Source organism: Sphingopyxis sp., assembly GCF_051861155.1.
Classification (GTDB): Bacteria; Pseudomonadota; Alphaproteobacteria; order Sphingomonadales; family Sphingomonadaceae; genus Sphingopyxis.
This window is the reverse complement of sequence record NZ_JBHYDE010000007.1, coordinates 178,382-196,056: the sequence shown is the minus strand read 5'-3', so window position 1 is coordinate 196,056 and position 17,675 is coordinate 178,382. Positions and strand designations below refer to the sequence as shown.

At 66.3% G+C, this 17,675-nt stretch carries 19 protein-coding genes and 1 tRNA gene; 12 read left to right on the top strand and 8 right to left on the bottom strand.

Annotated features, from left to right (window positions below; all coding sequences use genetic code 11):
• Positions 1-31 precede the first annotated feature (31 nt).
• On the bottom strand, positions 32-1,324 hold the full coding sequence (locus ACTIFP_RS14110) for a sensor histidine kinase (RefSeq protein WP_439569346.1): 1,293 nt from the start codon (positions 1,322-1,324) through the stop codon (positions 32-34).
• Entirely contained in the window at positions 1,321-2,007 is a 687-nt protein-coding gene (locus tag ACTIFP_RS14105) for a response regulator transcription factor (RefSeq protein ID WP_439569345.1), read from the bottom strand. Before ACTIFP_RS14105 ends, ACTIFP_RS14110 begins: the two co-directional genes overlap by 4 nt.
• Positions 2,008-2,151: 144 nt before the next feature.
• Here ACTIFP_RS14105 and ACTIFP_RS14100 point away from each other — a divergent pair, with 144 nt between their 5' ends.
• Complete coding sequence (locus ACTIFP_RS14100) at positions 2,152-3,210, top strand: type 1 glutamine amidotransferase domain-containing protein (protein ID WP_439569344.1); 1,059 nt, start codon at positions 2,152-2,154, stop codon at positions 3,208-3,210.
• A gap of 132 nt (positions 3,211-3,342) precedes the next feature.
• On the opposite strand, the gene ACTIFP_RS14095 is transcribed toward ACTIFP_RS14100, so the two are convergent.
• On the bottom strand, positions 3,343-4,821 hold the full coding sequence (locus ACTIFP_RS14095) for a flavin monoamine oxidase family protein (RefSeq protein ID WP_439569343.1): 1,479 nt from the start codon (positions 4,819-4,821) through the stop codon (positions 3,343-3,345).
• Positions 4,822-5,055: 234 nt separating this feature from the next.
• On the opposite strand from ACTIFP_RS14095, the gene ACTIFP_RS14090 reads away from it, so the two are divergent.
• From ACTIFP_RS14090 to ACTIFP_RS14065, 6 genes are read left to right on the top strand one after another with little or no spacing between them, the layout of a single operon-like run.
• Positions 5,056-5,661, top strand: coding sequence for a TetR/AcrR family transcriptional regulator (locus ACTIFP_RS14090; RefSeq protein WP_439569342.1), 606 nt, complete (start codon positions 5,056-5,058; stop codon positions 5,659-5,661).
• Between the two features lie 60 nt (positions 5,662-5,721).
• A complete protein-coding gene (locus ACTIFP_RS14085) occupies positions 5,722-6,387 on the top strand; it encodes a class I SAM-dependent methyltransferase (RefSeq protein WP_439569341.1) in 666 nt (221 codons plus the stop codon).
• Positions 6,384-7,106 carry a helix-turn-helix domain-containing protein gene (locus ACTIFP_RS14080; protein ID WP_439569340.1) on the top strand — a complete coding sequence of 241 codons (723 nt, stop codon included), beginning with the start codon at positions 6,384-6,386 and terminating at the stop codon, positions 7,104-7,106. Before ACTIFP_RS14085 ends, ACTIFP_RS14080 begins: the two co-directional genes overlap by 4 nt.
• Positions 7,107-7,150: 44 nt before the next feature.
• Entirely contained in the window at positions 7,151-7,687 is a 537-nt protein-coding gene (locus tag ACTIFP_RS14075) for a DinB family protein (protein ID WP_439569339.1), read from the top strand.
• A 12-nt stretch (positions 7,688-7,699) separates the two neighbouring features.
• On the top strand, positions 7,700-8,095 hold the full coding sequence (locus tag ACTIFP_RS14070; RefSeq protein WP_439569338.1) for a cupin domain-containing protein: 396 nt from the start codon (positions 7,700-7,702) through the stop codon (positions 8,093-8,095).
• Positions 8,096-8,136: 41 nt separating this feature from the next.
• Positions 8,137-9,936 (top strand): amidohydrolase, encoded by a 1,800-nt coding sequence (locus ACTIFP_RS14065; RefSeq protein WP_439569337.1) that lies wholly within the window; start codon positions 8,137-8,139, stop codon positions 9,934-9,936.
• Positions 9,937-10,038: 102 nt separating this feature from the next.
• Here the strand turns inward: ACTIFP_RS14065 and ACTIFP_RS14060 are convergent.
• A tRNA-Arg gene (locus ACTIFP_RS14060) sits at positions 10,039-10,115 on the bottom strand.
• A gap of 87 nt (positions 10,116-10,202) precedes the next feature.
• On the opposite strand from ACTIFP_RS14060, the gene ACTIFP_RS14055 reads away from it, so the two are divergent.
• Both ACTIFP_RS14055 and ACTIFP_RS14050 read left to right on the top strand, forming a co-directional pair.
• Complete coding sequence (locus tag ACTIFP_RS14055) at positions 10,203-10,976, top strand: queuosine precursor transporter (protein ID WP_439569391.1); 774 nt, start codon at positions 10,203-10,205, stop codon at positions 10,974-10,976.
• A 3-nt stretch (positions 10,977-10,979) separates the two neighbouring features.
• Entirely contained in the window at positions 10,980-11,375 is a 396-nt protein-coding gene (locus ACTIFP_RS14050) for a hypothetical protein (protein ID WP_439569336.1), read from the top strand.
• On the opposite strand, the gene purQ is transcribed toward ACTIFP_RS14050, so the two are convergent.
• Together purQ and purS are read right to left on the bottom strand one after the other, a co-directional pair.
• Complete coding sequence (gene purQ / locus ACTIFP_RS14045) at positions 11,337-12,002, bottom strand: phosphoribosylformylglycinamidine synthase subunit PurQ (RefSeq protein ID WP_439569335.1); 666 nt, start codon at positions 12,000-12,002, stop codon at positions 11,337-11,339. The genes ACTIFP_RS14050 and purQ overlap by 39 nt on opposite strands.
• Positions 12,003-12,016: 14 nt before the next feature.
• Entirely contained in the window at positions 12,017-12,247 is a 231-nt protein-coding gene (gene purS, locus ACTIFP_RS14040; protein ID WP_439569334.1) for a phosphoribosylformylglycinamidine synthase subunit PurS, read from the bottom strand.
• 192 nt (positions 12,248-12,439) lie between these two features.
• Between purS and ACTIFP_RS14035 the strand changes: the two genes are divergently transcribed.
• Together ACTIFP_RS14035 and bfr are read left to right on the top strand one after the other, a co-directional pair.
• Complete coding sequence (locus tag ACTIFP_RS14035) at positions 12,440-12,613, top strand: (2Fe-2S)-binding protein (RefSeq protein WP_037513974.1); 174 nt, start codon at positions 12,440-12,442, stop codon at positions 12,611-12,613.
• A gap of 101 nt (positions 12,614-12,714) precedes the next feature.
• Entirely contained in the window at positions 12,715-13,197 is a 483-nt protein-coding gene (bfr, locus tag ACTIFP_RS14030) for a bacterioferritin (protein ID WP_327477919.1), read from the top strand.
• A 64-nt stretch (positions 13,198-13,261) separates the two neighbouring features.
• Here the strand turns inward: bfr and ACTIFP_RS14025 are convergent, their stop codons facing one another.
• Entirely contained in the window at positions 13,262-13,810 is a 549-nt protein-coding gene (locus tag ACTIFP_RS14025) for a hypothetical protein (RefSeq protein ID WP_439569333.1), read from the bottom strand.
• 272 nt (positions 13,811-14,082) lie between these two features.
• Between ACTIFP_RS14025 and ACTIFP_RS14020 the strand changes: the two genes are divergently transcribed.
• Positions 14,083-14,502 (top strand): addiction module antidote protein, encoded by a 420-nt coding sequence (locus ACTIFP_RS14020; protein WP_439569332.1) that lies wholly within the window; start codon positions 14,083-14,085, stop codon positions 14,500-14,502.
• A gap of 252 nt (positions 14,503-14,754) precedes the next feature.
• On the opposite strand, the gene ACTIFP_RS14015 is transcribed toward ACTIFP_RS14020, so the two are convergent.
• The gene (locus ACTIFP_RS14015; protein WP_439569331.1) at positions 14,755-17,652 is read right to left on the bottom strand and encodes a M16 family metallopeptidase; all 2,898 of its coding nucleotides are present in this window, start codon (positions 17,650-17,652) and stop codon (positions 14,755-14,757) included.
• Positions 17,653-17,675 lie beyond the last annotated feature (23 nt).

Below are 17,675 nucleotides of genomic sequence, written 5' to 3'. Positions count from 1 at the left end.
CCGCCGGATTAGACCATATCGGCGCGATTTTCTATCGATCGGCGAATTTTAGCGTGAAGCAGGTGCCCCGACCTTCGGCGCCCGCCCCGCCGGTCAACGCGACGCCCGTCGCGGCGCACAGCCGCCGCGCAATATCGAGGCCAAGCCCGCTGCCGCCGCTCGCCGCGCCTTTGACGAAGGGCGCGAACGGGTCGGATACGGTGCCGAGGCCGGGGCCGTCGTCGCAGAGCGTCAGGCGGTCGGCGCTGAAATCGATGCGCAAATGCGCTGCGGCGGCGTGCTGAAACGCATTGCCGATCAGGTTGTTGAGGACGAGTTGCAGCGACGTCGGTTCGGCCAGGACATGGGCGTCGTCCGCAATCTCGTTCGCAATCGCGAGGCGGCTCGCAGGAAAACGCACCGCCGCTGCGGCGATCGCCTTTTCAACCATGGGCCGCAAGGCAACCGGCTGCGCGGGCAACGCATCGCCCTCGCGTGCGAGTGCGAGCAGCAGGTCGAGCGTTTGCGTCATGTCGAGCGTCGCGGTCTCGATCCGGCGCAGCGCGTCGGGAACCGGCGCGGGCAGGTCGCGGCGCAGCGCGATCACCTCGGCGGCGCCGCTGATGACCGCCAGCGGGGTGCGCAATTCGTGGCTGGCGTCGCGGGTGAAGCTGCGCTCGCGATCGACGAAGCCGCGGATGCGGTGGAACGCCTGCCCCAACGCCCCCGCCAGCACCCCGATTTCATTCGCCGGATAATCCTCGGCCCGCACGACGGGCACCGCGTCGCTGCCGTTGGCGACATCCCTGGCAAGCCGGCTGAGCGGGCGCATGGCGCGATTGGCAAGCCACCAACCGAGCAGCGCCATCACCAGCGCGATGAACAGGGTGAGCCCGATGAGAAACTGGATCATCCCGTCGCGCACCGGGCGAACGAGCAGATAGCGGCTGACCTCGGCCACCGCGACCGCTGGCGTTCCCCCCGACGGCGCACCGCGGCGCCGGTCGAGTGCGAAATGCGCGATATGATAGTGTCGCCCCGCCGCGCCATAGAATTCGCGCTGTTGAGGGTTGGCCGCGACCTGCTTTGCCAGGTCGGCGGGCAAGCCGACCGCGCCTGGATAGATTTTGATGTAGGCGACTTCGGGCGGCTGCAGCTGGCCATCCCGGCGCCAGCCTTGCTGCTGCCGCGCAATTTCGCTGTCCAAAGCGGTGCTGAACAGGCGATCCTCGAGTGTGTAGGCGAAAATGAAAGTCGTCAGGCCGAACACGGCGCTGGTCGCCAGCACGGTGGCGACCAGCGCCACGATAACGCGGCGGCGCAGACTGTAACGCCGCGCCGTCATGGCGGCGGGCTCAGGCGAAAGCCGACGCTGTGCACCGTTTCGATCATCGCCCGATCGAACGGTTTGTCGACGATCTGGCGCAGCAGGTGGATGTGGCTGCGCAGCGCATCCGACGACGGCGGCTCGTCGCCCCACAATCGGCGCGCAATCTCGGCGCGCGCAACCGGCTGCGGCGACGCTTCGGCGAGCAGCAGCAGGATGTCCCAGAGCAGCGGCGACAGCCGGAGCGATTGCCCGGCGCGCGTCGCGCTTCGCAGCTGCCGATCGATCGTCAGCGGCCCGATGACGAAGCTGTGCGGTTGACCCAGCTGCGGCCGCTGCGCCAGCGCCGTGATCCGCGCGGCGAGTTCGGCGAGCGAAAAGGGTTTGACCAGATAGTCGTCGGCGCCGCTGGCAAAGCCCGCCAACTTGTCGTCCAGGGTATCGCGCGCGGTGAGCATCAATATCGGGATGCGCTGATCGCTGCGGCGGCGAATCTCGGCGCAGACGCTGAGGCCATCGCGGCGCGGCAGCGCTAGATCGAGCAGCACGACGTCGATCGAACGCGTCAGCGCCTCGCGCAGCCCCGCTTCGCCGTCGGCGGCATAATGGAGCCGGTGCCCCAGCGCCTCGAGATAGTCGATGACGTTGCCCGCCAGATCGGCGTTGTCCTCGACCAGCAGGATGTCGAACGCCTTGTTCAAACGATGTCCTTTGCCACGCGCGCCTTGTTCCGCCGCAAATCCTTGGCGATGCAACATCAAAATAACGTCAAAACGGCTTTGACGCCCGCCTGACGCCCGCTGTGCCAGACCCCGCGCCATCAGGAAATGGTTTGGAGCCGGACAATGCAGAATCGAACGAACATCGCCGCCGCATGGGCGTTGGGCTTGGCGATCATCGCCCCCCTTCCCGCACAGGCGCAGGCCGATAGCGGCGCGAAGCCGGATCGCGTGCTGCTCGTCGTCAGCGGCCACGGCGTCGACGGCGGCAAGACGCGCCCGGGCTTCGAGATGGACGAGCTGTCGCAGGCCTATGCGGTGTTCGCCGACAATGGGCTGACCGTCGACATCGCCAGCCCGAAGGGCGGCGTGGTCGTTGCCGACAGGTTCGACCCCAAAAAATCGTTCAACAGCCGGTTTGCGGCCGACCCGGTTGCCAGCGGCAAGCTGGGGGCCACGCTGACGCTGGCCAGCGTGCGCGACCAGAAATACGCCGCGGTGTTCGTCGTCGGCGGCAAGGGCGCGATGTTCGACCTGCCGGTCGATACCGACCTCAAGGCCTTGCTGGCGCAGACCTATGACGCCGGCGGGGTGATCAGCGCGGTCTGCCACGGGCCGGCGGCGTTGATGAACGTGCCGATGAAGGACGGCCGGTCGCTGATCGCCGGGCGCGCGGTCACCGGCTTTTCGAACGAGGAAGAATTGCTGTTCGGCAAAGGCTGGATTGCCGCCTTCCCCGTGTTGCTCGAAGACGGCCTGCGCGGCGCCGGGGCGCGGTTCAGCGAAGCGCCGATGATGCTGAACCATGTCGTCACCGACGGCCGCATCGTGACCGGACAGAATCCCTATTCGACATTCGCAACCGCCGAAGCGGTGGTGCGCGCGCTGGGGCGCAAGGTCGCGCCGCGCGAGACATTGGCCGAAGAACGCAGCATCGCGCTGATCGGCCGGGTGCTGGCGGGAGACGCGGTGCAGGCGCGAGCAGAGCTGGCGGCAAACCCGGCGCAATATGACGTCCCGCTGGTCGCGATGTGGGGCTTTTACCGCGCCAAGACGCCGGGCGCCGACCGCGCGATGCTGGAAAAGGCCGTCGCGGTAATGGAAATCGCGCAGCCGCATTTCGCCGAACCGCAACTGGTGACCGCAATCGCCGAAGCGCGCGGCAAGCTGACGCCGGGACAATAATGGTGTCGCTGTCACGGCGGCGGCATTGATGGTCGATCTGGCGCTATGGCGCCGCGCGGTACTCGACCGCCACCCGCGCTATTTCGGGCAGGCGAAGCGGGGAGCATGCGCCCGGCGGCGCTGCCCGCGCCTTCAAGCGGCCGCTTCGCGCTTCACCGATTGCATGGTCGCCGCGACTTCGCGCGCCGCGCGCTCGCCCGATCGCACGGCGCCGTCGATATAGCCGGCCCAGACATCGGCGGTTTCGGTGCCTGCCCAATGGATGCGCCCGACGGGTTCGAGGAGCGCCGGGCCGAAGCCGGTGAGGACGCCCGGCCCCGCGACCGACACATAGCCGCCGCGATGAAAGGGCGCACGCGTCCAGACTTCCTCGACATATCCGGTGGGACGGCGCGCATCGTCGCCCAGATAGTGCGCCAGATCGTCGAGGACGCACGCGCGGCGTTCGGCGGCGGTGCGATCGGCCCAGCGCTGCGCGGGGGCGCCGTCGAAAAAGCCGACCAGCGCCCCGCCCCTGGTCAGCGGCGTGCCGCGATCGAACCAGGGGCCAAATTCGGTCTTGTCCGAGATCACGAGCCCAGACAGCCCCCGCTCGCGCCAGAACGGCCGGTCGTACGCCAGCGCGACCTTGATCACGCAGCCGAGCGGCATGCGCTGGGTCAGGCCATCGCGCTGCGCAGGAAGCGGCGGGACATAGGCGATGCGCGCGGCGAGCGCGGGCGGCGCGGTGACGATGACGCGCGCCGCGCGCCAGCGACCGCGATCCGTGACCACGGTCGCGCCCGTCGCATCCTGCTCGATCCGCGTCACCGGCGCATCGACGACGACCGATGCGCCGAGTTCGGCGGCCATCTTTGCCGCGATCTGCCACACGCTGCCGACGAACAGGCTGTCCTGCGCGCCGCCGCGTGTCGCGATCAGCGGCGCAAGCCCGCCCGCTGAGGCGAGATAGGCGAGGAAATACAGGAACGAGAAGTCCCCCGTTTCGCACGAGAAAACCCCGCGCACGAGCGCCCTGAACAGCGACCGCGGCGCTTCGCCGGCGACATTGGCGAGCAGCCAGCTCTCGACGGTCTGTGCATCCCAGCCCGCCGCCGCCTTCGCGAGCCAGGGGCGCGGCATGGCGATCTGCTGCGCCATGGCGTCGAGCGCCGCCACCGCCGCGCCGAATTGCGCCAGATCCTCGTCCGCCAGCCCCGGCGTCTCGCCGCGGTAGCGCGCCATGCGCCCGGCGATGTCGATGATGTTTTCGCCGTCAGCATATTGGGGCACGGTCTCGACGCCATAAATTTTCGCCAGACGGAGCAAATGAGTCTGCGTCGGCCCGACCCATTGGCCGCCGATGTCGATCGTCTCGCCCGCCAGCGTCGCGGCCTTGGTGCGCCCGCCGACGCGGTCGTCGGCTTCGAGGACGACCACTGACTTGCCCGCAAGCCGCAGTTCGCGCGCCGCGGTCAGGCCCGCGAAACCCGCGCCGACGATGATGACATCGACGATCCGCTCGCCCTCCGGCGCCGCCACCGCCTCCGCCGACGCGGCGGCGACGGCCACGCCCCCGGCGGCAATCGCCATCGCTTCGCGGCGCGAAAGCGCGTTCTGCTTGTTGCTCATCCCTGCCTCCCTTTTTCAGAATTTCGCGGCGCGCGGCGATTCCTTGCTGCGAGCCGGTCGCTGCCGTTTTGCGCTTTGCTCAACAGCAGCGTCGCGACCATATTCAACCGCACCCGCCGCGTTCGACGCATGACAACCTCCCCAGCTATCGACGCCGGAGGCCTTTTGCGCTAGGCCTGTCCGTACGTGTACGAACGCGTATTCGTACACGTACGAATACGTCAAGGAGCGATTTTGACCGGACTGACCACCGCGCGGGAATCCCGCCATAAAATCTCGCGCGAGGACATGCGCGAACGGATCATCGACGTCGCGAGAACGCTCTTCGAGGACAAGGGTGTCGCGGGCATCAGCATGCGCGCGATCGCGAGTCGGGTCGGGATTCCGACCATGACCCTCTATGGCTATTTCCCGAGCAAGACCGCGATCATCCGCGGGCTATGGTCCTTTGCCTTTGCCCCCATGTTCGCCGCGATGCGGCAGGCGGAGGATGAAATCGCCGATCCCGTCGCACGGCTGAACCGGGTGGCGCATATCTATGTCGATTACTGGATCCGTCATCCCGATCGCTATCGCATGGTGTTCATGGTCGAGGACCGTCGCGAAGACGGCGAAGTCAATTGGTTCGTCGACGAAACCGACGTCCCGGCATCCTATTTGCGCTTTGGACCGATGATCGCGGCCGCACGCGGAACGCCCGATGCCGATTGCCGGGTCGAGGCCGAAGCGCTGATCTGCGCGCTCACAGGGATCGCGCATATGGCCATCACGGTCAGCGAATTTCCCTGGTCGCGGCCGGCCGCCTATGTCGACCGCATATTGGTCGCCTTTGCCCGTTGACCGACGCCCGCCAAGCGATTTGTTCAAGAGTTCGGGCGCGGAACGTCGCATCATCGCGACATGACCGACGTCAAAAATTTCACCCCGGCACTGGGCCACGCGGGCCTGACCGCCGAATATGACCGGGTCGTTGCGGTGATGACGCGCGAGCGGCGCTGGCGCGGCAAGCTGCTCGACGCCATCGCGCCGGCGCCGTGCGACGTCATCATCGACCTTGGCAGCGGTACCGGATCGCAAGCGGTCCTGCTCGCGGCGCGCTGCGGCGACGCCCGCATCTTTGCGGTCGACCCCGACCCCGATGTCCAGGTGATTGCTGCCGCGAAGGCGCAGGACCGCGGGGTAAAGATCACGCTGGTGACCGCAATGGGCGGTGACCGGATCGATGCACTCCCCTATGGCGCGGTGGACAAGGTCGTCACCTCGCTCGTCCTCCACCAATGCACGCTGGAAGCAAAGCAGGCGCTGCTCGCCAACGCCTATGCGATGCTCCGTCCCGGCGGCCGCCTGTACGTCGCCGATTATGGCGTGCAGTCGACGCTGCTGATGCGCATCCTGTTCAACCAGGTCCGCTCGCTCGACGGTTATGAAAACACGCGCGCGAACAAGGACGGCCTGATCCCACGTTTCATGGAGGCCGCGGGTTTCATTGCTGTCCGCGACCGATGGTCGCTGCCGACCCCGACCGGATCGATCACGCTGTGGACCGGCGAAAAGGCGGGCCGGTGAGATCGGCAAATGCGCTGTGGTTCGGCGACAGCTGGGCGATCTATCGCGGTGACGCGCCCGATCAGGAAGGGCATATCCATGCTGCCATCCAAATCGTTTTCGCCGACGCCGGGACGCTGGAAATCCTGTCGGCGGACCTTTCCGCCAGCGCGGGGCCGGGCTTTGCGATCCGCCCGCTGGTCGAACATCATGTGCGCGCTGCCGGGCCGGTCACCCTGCTCTACATCGAACCGCAATCGCCGCTGGCCTTCATCGTCGCCGACGCCTGCGGCGACGGCGACATCGCTGCGATCGACCCGGCGGCGCTCGGCTATACGGCGGGTCAGGATCTTGCCGACTGGAACCGCCATCTCGCCGAAATCGCCGGCCGGAGCGACCGTGCCATCGACACGCGGCTCCGTGCCGCCCTGCTCTTCCTCGCCGAGGAGCCAGGAAGTCGGACCATCGCCGAAGCCGCCGCCCATTGCGGCCTGTCCGAATCGCACCTGCGGCTGCTGACCCGCTGCGAACTCGGACTACCCCTTTCCACCTGGCTGATCTGGCGCAAGCTGGAGGGCGCCGCGCGCGCGCTGCAGGACGATGAAAGCCTGGCCGCCGCGGCACTGATCGGCGGCTTTGCCGATCAGGCGCATCTGACCCGCGCGATGCGCCGGATGTTCGGCATCACGCCGCGGTCGGCGCGGCGCGCCGTCCGGCCCGATCGCCCCGATCCCGTCTGATCACGCCCCACCGTCCGCCGACGCCAAACCACAGAGAGACACCCATGACATCCTCGATATACGAACAGCTGATGGACTATAAGCAATGGGCCAATGCGGGCCTTTATGCGGTCGTCGCCGACAGTCTTCATCGCCTTCAGGCCGACGACCGCGCGATATTGATGCAGATCCTTGACCATATGCACGCGGTGGATGGCATCTTCCGCCACCATCTGCTGGCGCAGCCGCATGATTATGGCTGCGCGCGGTCGCCGGTTCGCCCCGATTTCGAGACTTTGGCCGCCCAGGTGCGCGCACTGGACGACTGGTATACGGGCTATGCCGCAACGCTCGCGCCAGCGGAGGCCGACGAGGTCATTGCTTTCCGCTTCACCAGTGGCACTCAGGCTCAGATGCGGCGCGGTGACATCCTGCTGCATGTGGCGCTCCACGGCACCTATCATCGCGGCAACGCCGGGCTGCTGCTGCAGAAAAATGGCGTGAAGCCGAACGACGACCGGTTCACCGACCTGCCCGGCATTTCGCCCGCAATGCCGATCGACAGCGGCGCGCGAACGGCGCCCCTTCCGACCGGCGCCTGAGGAGCGGCTGCGATGCACGAAGCGCCCTTTGCCATGCTTTCGGCCAAAATCGTCTATGACGGCGACCATCGCGCGCGGCGCGTCGACTGGCCGCCGCGCGACCGCCACCTGGGCGCGGCGCGCAGCCTGCTGGCGCTGTGGGTCATCGACGACGATGCGTCGGTCCACGCCGACCATTGGGAGCGCCACCCCGACGGCGACGAGACGCTGCTGGTGATCGAAGGGCGGCTCCGCCTGTATCTCGACCTGGAAGGCCAGTCGGCGGAACCAATCGTCATCGCCGCGGGCGAGGCGGCGGTCGTGCCGGCCGGCCTCTGGCATCGGCTGGAGGTGGTCGAGCCGGGTCGGCTGCTGACCTTTACCCCCGTCACCGGCGGCGAGCTGCGGCCGTACCAGCCACCCACCTGACCCCCGGGGCGACCCGCCCCATGCTGCTTTGGAGAAACAGGATGCACATGATCGATGCGTCGGCGCCGCCCCGCGCCCGCCAGACCTTTGCTGGCCGGATGGCCCGAGCCGTCACGTGCGCGGGACTACCGCTGTTGCTGATCACCGCCGCGGCCGTGCCCGCGCAGGCGCAGGCGGACCCAGTCGCGGGTACGCCCACTGCCGCCGCGGCGCGACCGGCGGACATGGTCCTGATCAACGGCCGCATCTTCACCAGCGACAGTTTTTCCAGCATCGTCGAGGCGGTTTCGATCACCGACGGCAAATTTGATCTGGTCGGGTCGAACGAAGAGGTCCGCCGCCGCGTCGGCCCGGAGACCGCCGTCCACGACCTGAAAGGCCGGATGGCGATGCCCGGCATCGTCGACATGCACGTTCACCCGGTTCGCGGCGGCCTTGCCGAGCTGACCTACTGCAAATTCGCCGAAGACGCGCCGCTCGACCGGCTGCTAGCGGCGGTCGGGGCCTGCGCGCGCGCGAAGCGACCGGGCGAATGGATCGAGGGCGCCGAATGGAATTCGGTGCTCGCCCCGTCGCTCGACAAGGCGATGCTCGACCAGGTGGCGCCCGACAATCCGGTCTATCTGCACGACAACACCAACCATGTCGTCTGGGTCAATTCGGCGGCGCTCGCGGCGGCGGGGCTCGATCGGACCACCGCCGATCCGCCAGGCGGCAAGCTGCTCCGCAACCCCGCCACCGGCGAGCTGACCGGCGTCCTGCTGGAATCGGCGATGGGGCTGGTGTTCAACGCCAAGCCGAAGCCCGACAGCGCAATGATTGAACGGGCAGCAAGGCTGGTATTCGGCAAGCTCAACACCTTTGGCGTGACCAGCATCCAGACGGCGCAGGCCAGCGCCGAAGAGGTTGCGGCCTTTCGCGCGCTCGAAGCGGCCGGACAGCTGACCGTACGCCTGCGCACCCAATGGGATTTCAACACCGCGCTCGCGCCCGTGTCGCCGGACGAGATGCTGGCGCGCTTCGACACCCGCGCCGAACGGGGGCCGGTTACCGAACTGATCGATCCGGACGGGGCGAAAATCTATGCCGACGGCATCGCGATCGGCGCCAATTCACCCTATCTGGAACCCTATGCCGCGGCGCCGACCTTCGGCCATGCGGCGATCGACCCGTTCGCGCTCAACGATGCCGTGCTCAGGATGGACGGCTTGGGACTGTCGGTGATGATCCATGCAATGGGCGACGCTGCGGTGCGCATGGCGCTCGACGCGATCGAGGCCGCCCGGCGCGCCAATGGCGGCAAGGGTCCGCGGCACGTCATCGCGCATGGTTTCAGCATCGATGCCGCCGACCGTGGCCGCGCCGGGCGCCTGAACACGGTGTTCGAAGTGTCGCCGCCGGTGACGCTTTTCCCCAATGACCTGTTGGCAGGCGCGGTGCAATTGATCGGGCGCAAGCGCGTCCGCGAAGTCGCGCCGATCCGCTCGCTGATCGAAGCGGGCGACACGGTTTCTTACGGCAGCGACTGGGACAATATCCCCGAACCCAATCCCTGGCTGGCGTTGCAGGCGATGATCAGCCGCCAAAATCCCTGGGCGCCCGACCGCGGTTTCGTGGCGCGGTCGGAAGCGATCGACCGGATCACCGGGCTCGAGATACTCACGATCAATGGCGCCTACGGGCTTGGCATCGACGCGCGCACGGGTTCGATCGAGCCGGGCAAGGACGCCGATCTGATCGTCCTCGATCGCAACCTGATGACCATCCCGGTCGAGCAAATTCATCAGGCGCAGGTTGTCCAGACGCTGCTGCGCGGCCGTATCGTTCACCAAAAGCGATAGTTGCCGGCGGCGGGCAGACCCCGAATCGCACCGAGCGGGGGCATCAGCGGAACCGCGGATCCGTGCCGGTCCATTGCCGACGGCTTGTGTCTCACAAGATTTTGGCGCGCCCGGCAGGATTCGAACCTGCGACCACCCGCTTAGAAGGCGGGTGCTCTATCCAGCTGAGCTACGGGCGCGCAAGGCAAGCTTGTGGCCTGCGCGAATAGCGTGGTTTGCGTAGGCTGCAAAGCGGGTTAAGCAGCGTGCCGATGACCGAATCCGCTATGCCTCCCGCCCAGCCCGCGCGCACCCGCGCCGCCGCGGTCCATCATTTTCGCTATTATGATCTGGTCATGGCGGCGTTTGTCGCGGTGCTGCTGCTGTCGAACATCATCGGCGCGTCAAAGCTGTCGACGGTCGGCGGGCTGACCTTTGGCGCCGGGATCCTGTTTTTCCCGATCAGCTATGTGATCGGCGACGTGCTGACCGAAGTCTATGGCTATGCCCGCGCGCGGCGGGTGATCTGGGCTGGGTTCGGCGCGCTGATCTTCATGGCGGTGATGAGCTGGATCGTGCTGGCGATGCCGCCGGCGCATGATTGGTGGTGCAGCGGCACCGAAAGCCTGGTGCTGAAATCGGGCGAAAGCGGCGGTACCGGCGCGATATGCCAGGCGACCTATGACAGCGTGTTCGGCAGCGCGTGGCGCATCGTGCTGGCTTCGATCGTCGCTTTCTGGGCCGGCGAATTCGTGAACTCCTATGTCCTCGCCCGCATGAAGGTCGCGACGGGCGGGCGGTTCCTGTGGATGCGCACGATCGGGTCGACGATCGTCGGCCAGGGGATCGACAGCCTGATCTTTTACCCCATGGCCTTTCTGGGCATCTGGGAAACCGAGCAGGTGGTATTGGTGATGACGACGAACTGGGCGATGAAGGTCGCGTGGGAAGCGGCGCTGACCCCGGCAACCTATGTGGTGGTGGGCGCGTTGAAGCGCCGCGAAGGTGTCGATGTGTTCGACGAAGGCACCGATTTTACGCCGTTCGCGGCCAAGGTCTGATCGATGACGCTGATTGAAATTGCCTCGTTGTTCGAGGAACGGAAACTCTCGATTATTGAAGCGAGCGGTCTCGGCAAGGACGCGCTGCATATTTATTTCGGGCTGGCGCTGTTCCTGCTCGTCCGGCTGATGTGGCGCTGGCGCGGCGGCTGGGTCGTGGCATGGCTGGCGGTCGTCGCCATGGCGTTCGGCGGCGAATGGCTCGACATGACGCGCGAGATGGGCCGATCGACGATGCAGCCCGATGCGGCGCATTGGCACGACATCTGGAACACGATCTTCTGGCCGACGGTGCTGCTGCTCGTCGGGCGCTGGCTGCAACCGCGAGCAAAACATGCTGCGGTTATGGTAAGCGAAATGTCAGGCGAGGACGCCGAGCGCCGCCTCGAACAGGCGTAGCCCGTCGGTGCCGCCGTGCGCGCGGTCGATCGCGCGTTCGGGGTGCGGCATCATGCCGAGCACATTGCCCGCATCGTTGAGCACGCCGGCGATGTCGCGCGCCGATCCGTTGACGCTGTCGGCGTAACGAAAGGCGACGCGTCCCTCGCCCTCGATCCGGTCGAGCGTCGCGGCGTCGGCGAAATAATTGCCGTCGTGGTGCGCGACGGGGATGTTGATCTCCTCGCCCGCGTCATAGCTGGCGGTGAACAGCGACTGGCTGTTTTCGACCGTCAGCGGCACCGTGCGGCAGACGAAATTGAGCGCTGCATTGCGCATCAGCGCGCCGGGCAGCAACTGCGCCTCGGTCAGCACCTGGAACCCGTTGCAGACGCCCAGCACCGGGACGCCGCGCGCCGCAGCGTCGGCGACGCTACGCAGGATCGGCGAGCGCGCTGCCATTGCGCCCGAACGCAGATAGTCGCCATAGGAGAAACCGCCGGGCAGCGCGATGAAATCGGTGCCCGCGGGCAGGTCGGTGTCGCGGTGCCACACCATCGCGGGCGCCTGGCCGGTAACCTGTTCGAGCGCGACCGCCATGTCGCGGTCACAGTTCGAGCCGGGAAAGACGATGACGGCGGTCTTCATGGGCCTGGCTCCTGTTACGGGCGTTCGATGCGGTAGTTTTCGATCACCGTGTTGGCGAGCAGCTTGGCGCACATCGCGTCGAGATCGGCGTCGGCGACATCATCGGCGACGTCCAGTTCGATGAAGCGCCCGGCGCGCACATCGGCGACCCCGGCAAATCCCAGGCCTTCGAGCGCATGATGGATCGCCTTGCCCTGCGGATCGAGCACCCCCGGCTTGAGCGTCACATAGACATTCACTTTCATCGGTGCGGACCTTTGCTTGGGCAGGCGGGAGGATGGGCGCGCCTATGCCCGCGAATCACTTTGGGGGCAAGGGGCGGCCAGGGCGGACGCAGCCGAAAAATGCCGCCGCTCGGATTGCGAACCAGTCGCATCTTTCCTGTTGCGAATCGCTCGCACTATCCCTACATCACTCTTGTTGAGAAGGATTCGCACATGGTCGTCTGTGTCTGCAACGCAATAAGGGAAAGCCAGCTGCGCGATGTTGCGCGCGATGGCCAATTGCGCTGTGCCAAGGCCGCCTACGCGCAATTGGGTCGCAAACCCAAGTGCGGACAATGCCTGCCTTTCGCTCGCAATATCATCAGCGACGTCGCCGCGACCGCCTGATTTTTCTTGGTTTTCTGCCATTTTTGACCTTGGCCTGATGTGGTTCGGGGCGGTATAATGCCGCCCATCGCATTCCCAAGACATATGACAGGACAGACACCATGAAGGGCGACGAAAAGGTCATCGATTTCCTCAACGAGGCGCTCAAGAACGAGCTGACCGCGATCAACCAATATTGGCTGCATTACCGCATGCTCGACAATTGGGGCGTCGCGCGGCTCGCCAAGTTCGAGCGCGAAGAATCGATCGACGAGATGAAGCACGCCGACCAGCTGGCCGACCGCATTCTCTTTCTCGGCGGCCTGCCCAATTTCCAGATGCTGGGACGGCTGCGCGTCGGCGAGACGGTCGAGGAAATCCTGAAAGCCGATCTCGCGCTTGAAGAAGAGGCGATCCCGTTGCTCAAGGACGCGATGGCGCACAGCGAGAGCGTGCGCGATTATGTCAGCCGCGACTTGTTCGGATCGATCCTTGAAAGCGAAGAACATCATGTCGACGAGCTGGAAAAGCAGTTCGAGATGATCGAGCGGATGGGGATCGAGAATTATATCCAGCTGCAGTCGAAGCCGTCGGGCGAGGATTGAAACCGCTAACCGACAAGCATGAACCCGTGGTCGCTGCCCGCGGCGACGGGTTCATCCCGTCCGATCACATATAGATCGGCGACGAATCGATAACCTTACGAATTTTGCAGACCCGGTTGGCGGCTGCGCATCTGTCATGGATTTCGCGGATGACCCGGTCTCGGTTCGCTCCGCCATGCGCGGCGATCTGCCCCTGCTTGTCGCTGTAAACGACGATAAACCCGTTGGTGATCGATCCCCCCAGCGCACAATTGAACAAGGCTTTTTCGGCGCATTTCGCCATCGCCAACTGCCTGGCATCCTCCTCGTCGGAGAATGAGGTTTTGAAATAGACAAAATCCGTCGGGAACGCCGCGTCGCGCTTCCGGCTTCCAAACGCCACGGCAGACGATGTCGAGAACCATTCGGGCGGTAATGGGGGTGGCGCAGGCCCAGCCTCATGTTCCGGCTCGTCATAATAGCCGGGAATCGGCACGCAATCGTCCGGCCCTTGCATCGGTATACGCCAAGGCTGGAACCCCGCGGGGCAGCCGTTTTCGGCGGCGACCGGGATGGAGCACGCCGCAATGGCGACGGCAATCGCCGCCGCTAAATACCGGTTCGCAGTTCCCATGGCTTTAATTCCTCGATAGCCAAGCAAACACACCCGGTCGCCGCGCCGACCGCAATCCGCGCCGGTGTACTAAGGCGGAAAGGTCGCGGTGAATGACCGCGCAGAGCCCGCTCGATCAATTGCGTCTCCATCGAATATTTTCGCTTGTATTTGCGATTAATTCTCAATAGCAAGATCAGGCAGTCCCCTCCTGCCGGTCGCTGCATCTGCGGCGACCGGCATCTTTTTCGAGAAGGGAGCATGGACGGCACGGGCCGGGAGACGATAGAGCCATGCAAAGCAGCACCCTGATCCGCCGGATCACCCAGCAACCACTGATCCGCGACCTGTCGGTCGAAGCCGCGCGGGCGGTGCTTGCGCTGCGCTATTGCATCATCTGCCGCCGCAGCGACCGCGACCCGATGCCCGAGCTAGAGCGTCGCTGGGGCAATATCCTGGCGGCGCGGCGGTATCGGCTGGTGGTCGAGGCGATCGGCCACAGCTGGCCCGATCCCTTTGCCGTCGCTCCGCCCTGCTGCCCGCGCGCCAGTTTCGACGAGGCGCTGCTCGCCGGCATGGTGAGCGCCGCGGCGGAGCATGACCGGGCGCAGTTCGACTGGTTGACTGCGGAGATGCTGGGTAGCGATGCGCGCGAAATGATCTTCGTCGCGCTGGGAAATTTCATCCGGGCGAGGGCGCCGGGGCGGGTTTAAGCGGCGCGTTTGGGGTGGGGAGCGGGCGGTGTCGATCCTCCCCGGCACGGGGAGGGGGACCAGCGAAGCTGGTGGAGGGGCACAGGCGGTTTGCCTTGCCGGTCAGGTCGTGCCCCCACAACCAAATTCGCGAAAATGGGGTTTTCCCCTCTAGCGTCGCGTAAACCTCCTGTGCCCCTCCACCACCCTTCGGGTGGTCCCCCTCCCCCGTCGGGGGAGGATCGGCTCGCTTCAGTCGTTAGCTGACGCCCCCTATTTCCCCGCCTTGTCGCTCACCGCCTTGATCACCAGCGCCTTGTCATCGACCAGATAGCGGCGCGCGAGCGCCTGCAACTCCGCGGGCGTCGCGGCTTCGACTTCGCCGATGCCCTTGCGGCTGCGGTCGAGGCGGTCGGCCTGGCTGGCCGCCTCGGCGACATAGTTCAGCCAATAGGCGTTTTCGCGGCGCGATTTGGTCATCGCTTCGACCAGCGGCCGCCGCGCGCGGTCGAGCAGGTCGGCGTCGACCGGCGCATCGCGCAATTCCTTGGCGATCGCGAAGATCGCGGCGCGCGTGGTGGCCAGATCCTTGTGATCGACATTGCTGGCGGCGAAGAGATGGCCATAGCCCGGAAATTCGTCCGACAGGCTGGCCGCAGCGCCGGGGCTATAGCTTTCGCCGAGCTTTTCGCGCAGCTCCTCGGTCAGCTTCAATTGCATCACCCGCGCCAGCAGGTTGAGCCGCATCGCTTCGGCAAGGTCGCTGTCGTCGCGTGCCGGCCAATAGACGCGCAGCTCGGCCTGTTCGACCGGTCCCTTATGGAGCAAAGTCCGCTCGCTGCGGTCGGCCGCAAAGGCGCGGATGCGCGCCTCGGCGCGCGGGTCGAAGGCGGCGCGGCGTTCGGGCAGCGCGCCGAAGGTGGCCGCGATCGCGGCGATCGCCGCCGCTTCGTCGATGTCGCCGACAACGCCGATTTCGACCGCGCCCTTGGCCAGGCTATCGGCGACCACCGGCTTCAGCTGGCCCCAGTCGAGGGTCATCAGCTTGGCGAGCGGCGGGGTCTGCGAGCGCGGATCGTCATTGGCGAGGATGCCCCCCGCGTCGCGACCGAGCACCGCCGCCGGGGTCGCGTCGTTCGCGGCATATTGCTGCGGCAGCACGCGGCGGATCAACGCGAGCCCGTCGGCGCGATAGCCCGGATGGGTCAGGAACGCCGCCATCAGTTTCGCCTGGAGCGCGAAGTCGCCCGGCGAGCTGGTCGCAGTGCCGCCAAAATAGTCGGTGCCGCTGCCAAAACTGGGGTTGACCGTCCGCCCCGCGAGGATCGAGCGCAGGTCGTCGACGCTGTGCGCCTCCAGCCCGCCGAGCACCATCGACCCCGCCAGCGCGACCTTGGTCGGGTCGTCGCGCGTCGCAAGCAGGTTGCCGCCGTCGACGCGCAGCGACAGATAGACGGTGTCCTTCTGGAAATCGGTTTTCTTGATGTTGAGCATCACATTATTGGCAAAGCGGATGCGGCGGATGCCCAGATCCTCGACCCGGTCGTCGCTGGCGATTGTGCCGGGGGTGCCGAAATTGTCATAGGCGAAGGCGGCATTGGCCGCCTGCGTCGGTGCCGCCACCGCGACCTGGGTGGAAGCGCGGAGCGCGCCGAGGATCGCTTCGGGGCCGCCCGCGATCGGCGCCTTTGCGGTCACCCGCGCCAGCGGGGCACCGAAGCCGGTCATCCGCGTGCGGAACGCCGCGGTGACCGCAGCGGCGCTGAGCGACGGTGCGGTCGCCTCGAACAGCGCTTGCGACGTTTCAGGGCGGACGAAGACGAAATCGCCCTTTGCCGCGGTGACCAGCGCGTCGGCGAGCGCATCGCTGCGCCGCGTGCTTACCCCGGCGACCGCATTTTTGAACGCGGTGCGGCGATTCGCCAGCTGCTCGTCGACTTCGGCCTGCGTGAAGCCATGTTCGAGAGCGCGGCGCTGTTCCTGTTCGATCAGCGCCAGCGCCTCTTTCCACGCGCCCTCCTTGGCGACCGCGCCGACGGTGACCTGATCGAAGACCTTCCAACCGCCGGCTTCCGCGAAATAGCCGACGAGGATCGGCGAATCCTCGTTCAAGGCGATCTTGGCCAGTCGGCGGCTGACGATCCCCTCGCCGACATCTTCGGCCAGCGTGCGGGCGCGCTTGGCCCTTGTGTCGGCCTCTTCGACCCAGGGTTTGAACGCAGTCAGCGTTACCGAATCCTGGATCGCGGGGTCGATGAAATCGTCGGCCGCGGCGGCGCGCGCATAATCGACATTGCCGATGTCGGGATCGGCGCCCGCCGGGCCGCGCCCCTGCCAGTCGGCAAAGCGCGCCTTGATCTTTGCCTCGATCGCCGCCGGGTCGAAATCGCCGACCATCACCAGCGTCGCGCGTTCGGGGCGGTAGTAGCGGTCGTAGAGGTCGCGCAGGCGCGCCGCGGGGGCGGTGCGGATCACCTCCTCGGTGCCCACGGGAATGCGGCTCGCGACCTTCATCCCCTGCATCTGGAAATCGAGCTGGTCGATGACGCTGCGCAATTGATAGGTGTCGCGCGCGCGGCGTTCGGACAGGATGATCCCGCGCTCGCGGTCGACCGCGGCGGGATCGATCGTCAGCTCGCTGCCCGTTTCGCGCATCAGCATCAGCCCGGTGTCGATCAGGTCGTCGGAGGCATTGGGCAGGTCGAGCTTGTAGATCGTCTCGTCGAACCCGGTCGAGGCGTTGGTGTCGGCGCCGAAAGCCAGCCCCTTGCGCTCGAGCAGCTTGATCATCTCACCCTCGGGCACGCCCTTCGACCCGTTGAACGCCATATGTTCGAGGAAATGGGCAAGCCCGCGCTGGTCGTCGGCCTCGGCAAAGCTGCCGACGTCGAAGCGCATGCGCAGGACGACGCTATCCTGGGGCGTGCTGTTTTGCAGCAGCGCATATTTCATCCCATTGGGCAGCACGCCAAAGACGATGTTGGGGTCGACCGGCACATCGCTGGCGGCGAAGTTCCAGGCTTTGGCTGCGGCGATCTGCGGGTTGGTCGCTGCCGTTGCCGCGGCGGCGGGGCCCGGCGCTTCTCTGGCGAAGACCGGCGCAGCGGCGAAGGCGAGAAGGACGAGGGGCGACAGGGCGGTCGAAGCGCGCCGGACGAAGCTTTTGGTCATGAAACCGGTGTGGCCACCGCCCC

Bases quoted from the DNA above. Each gene is read 5' to 3' on its own strand.
- purS (WP_439569334.1), bottom strand. From the start codon at position 12,247: ATGAAAGTGAATGTCTATGTGACGCTCAAGCCGGGGGTGCTCGATCCG.
- purQ (WP_439569335.1), bottom strand. From the start codon at position 12,002: ATGAAGACCGCCGTCATCGTCTTTCCCGGCTCGAACTGTGACCGCGAC.
- ACTIFP_RS14015 (WP_439569331.1), bottom strand. From the start codon at position 17,652: ATGACCAAAAGCTTCGTCCGGCGCGCTTCGACCGCCCTGTCGCCCCTC.
- ACTIFP_RS14035 (WP_037513974.1), top strand. From the start codon at position 12,440: ATGGTCGTCTGTGTCTGCAACGCAATAAGGGAAAGCCAGCTGCGCGAT.
- ACTIFP_RS14020 (WP_439569332.1), top strand. From the start codon at position 14,083: ATGCAAAGCAGCACCCTGATCCGCCGGATCACCCAGCAACCACTGATC.
- ACTIFP_RS14070 (WP_439569338.1), top strand. From the start codon at position 7,700: ATGCACGAAGCGCCCTTTGCCATGCTTTCGGCCAAAATCGTCTATGAC.
- ACTIFP_RS14025 (WP_439569333.1), bottom strand. From the start codon at position 13,810: ATGGGAACTGCGAACCGGTATTTAGCGGCGGCGATTGCCGTCGCCATT.
- ACTIFP_RS14075 (WP_439569339.1), top strand. From the start codon at position 7,151: ATGACATCCTCGATATACGAACAGCTGATGGACTATAAGCAATGGGCC.
- ACTIFP_RS14065 (WP_439569337.1), top strand. From the start codon at position 8,137: ATGCACATGATCGATGCGTCGGCGCCGCCCCGCGCCCGCCAGACCTTT.
- bfr (WP_327477919.1), top strand. From the start codon at position 12,715: ATGAAGGGCGACGAAAAGGTCATCGATTTCCTCAACGAGGCGCTCAAG.
- ACTIFP_RS14085 (WP_439569341.1), top strand. From the start codon at position 5,722: ATGACCGACGTCAAAAATTTCACCCCGGCACTGGGCCACGCGGGCCTG.
- ACTIFP_RS14050 (WP_439569336.1), top strand. From the start codon at position 10,980: ATGACGCTGATTGAAATTGCCTCGTTGTTCGAGGAACGGAAACTCTCG.
- ACTIFP_RS14055 (WP_439569391.1), top strand. From the start codon at position 10,203: ATGCCTCCCGCCCAGCCCGCGCGCACCCGCGCCGCCGCGGTCCATCAT.
- ACTIFP_RS14110 (WP_439569346.1), bottom strand. From the start codon at position 1,324: ATGACGGCGCGGCGTTACAGTCTGCGCCGCCGCGTTATCGTGGCGCTG.
- ACTIFP_RS14100 (WP_439569344.1), top strand. From the start codon at position 2,152: ATGCAGAATCGAACGAACATCGCCGCCGCATGGGCGTTGGGCTTGGCG.
- ACTIFP_RS14095 (WP_439569343.1), bottom strand. From the start codon at position 4,821: ATGAGCAACAAGCAGAACGCGCTTTCGCGCCGCGAAGCGATGGCGATT.